The organism is Cedecea sp. NFIX57 (assembly GCF_900177785.1).
Lineage (GTDB): Bacteria > Pseudomonadota > Gammaproteobacteria > Enterobacterales > Enterobacteriaceae > Cedecea > Cedecea neteri_C.
Window position 1 is genome coordinate 1 of record NZ_FXAS01000114.1, and the last position, 1,462, is coordinate 1,462.

Below are 1,462 nucleotides of genomic sequence, written 5' to 3' on the forward strand. Positions count from 1 at the left end.
CCCCGTTACTTTATTCGTCCCCCTTATACTGGGGGTGTTAGCCAGCCAGACCCGGCATGATTACTGCCCCCAGTCGTCCATGATCCGGGGGGGGATGTCACCGGGTCTGGTGGGGCGCTGGTAACCGCTAATAGGGGTCAGGCCAGGCACTTTTGCCGGGGCCGTCTGTAACGTGGATGCCGGTACCTGCTCCCCGAGGTTATCTGGTTAACCCGTATAAACAGGGAGACAGAATGACCGAATCCAGCGATTACGAATCAGTCCAGGTCTTTATTGGCGTTGATGTCGGTAAAGATACCCATCACGCCGTTGCCGTTAATCGTTCAGGTAAGCGCTTGTTCGATAAAGCATTACCCAACGACGAAAACAAACTCAGAGCGCTGATCTCTGACCTGAAACAGCATGGTCAGATACTGCTGGTTGTTGACCAGCCCGCCACCATCGGTGCGTTACCTGTCACCGTTGCCCGCTCTGAAGGCGTCCTTGTCGGATACCTTCCCGGGCTGGCAATGCGCCGTATCGCCGACTTACACGCCGGTGAAGCCAAAACTGATGCCCGCGATGCAGCTATCATCGCCGAAGCTGCCCGTACTCTGCCTCACGCACTACGCACGCTGAAGCTGGCTGACGAGCACATCGCCGAGCTCTCCATGCTCTGCGGCTTCGATGATGATCTTGCCGCACAGACAACGCAGGCCAGCAACCGTATCCGCGGTCTGTTGACCCAGATACATCCGGCTCTGGAGCGCGTTCTCGGCCCGAGACTGGATCACCCGGCCGTGCTCGATCTGCTCCAGCGATATCCCTCGCCCGAAAAACTCGCCTCGCTGGGTGAGAAGAAGCTGGCAACCCAACTCAGCAAACTCGCGCCCCGTCTGGGAAAGCGCATTGCTGCTGACATCACCCAGGCTCTGAGCGAGCAAACCGTCATCGTTCCCGGCACGAATGCTGCTGTCATCGTCCTCCCACGCCTGGCACTCCAGCTCATAACACTGCGTAAGCAAAGAGACGAGGTGGCCCTTGAGGTAGAGCAGCGGGTCCTTGCTCACCCTCTTTATCCGGTCCTGACCAGCATGCCCGGAGTCGGTGTCAGGACCGCAGCCAGACTCCTCACGGAGGTCGCCTGTCGCGCCTTTGCCTCTGCCGCACATCTTGCTGCTTATGCTGGCCTTGCGCCGGTAACCCGGCGCTCCGGTTCGTCGATACGTGGCGAACACCCGTCAAGACGAGGCAATAAAACCCTCAAACGGGCGCTGTTCCTGTCAGCCTTCGCCGCGCTCAGGGATCCGATCTCCAGGGCTTACTACACACGCAAAATGAGCCAGGGAAAGCGACACAATCAGGCACTTATCGCCCTGGCAAGACGCCGCTGTGACGTTCTGTTCGCCATGATGCGTGACGGTACTTTTTATACCCCTGCGGCATCATAAGCATGCTTGACAACTTAATAGGGGCACCCCCC

Annotated in this window: 1 protein-coding gene; it reads left to right on the forward strand. The window is 58.5% G+C overall.

The window, feature by feature from the left end; all coding sequences use genetic code 11:
• Positions 1-233: 233 nt before the first annotated feature.
• Positions 234-1,430 (forward strand): IS110 family RNA-guided transposase, encoded by a 1,197-nt coding sequence (locus tag B9Y90_RS26095; RefSeq protein ID WP_085543171.1) that lies wholly within the window; start codon positions 234-236, stop codon positions 1,428-1,430.
• Positions 1,431-1,462: the final 32 nt, after the last annotated feature.

What these genes read in the sequence shown, in the direction of transcription:
- B9Y90_RS26095 (WP_085543171.1), top strand. Translation starts at nt 234, where the DNA reads ATGACCGAATCCAGCGATTACGAATCAGTCCAGGTCTTTATTGGCGTT.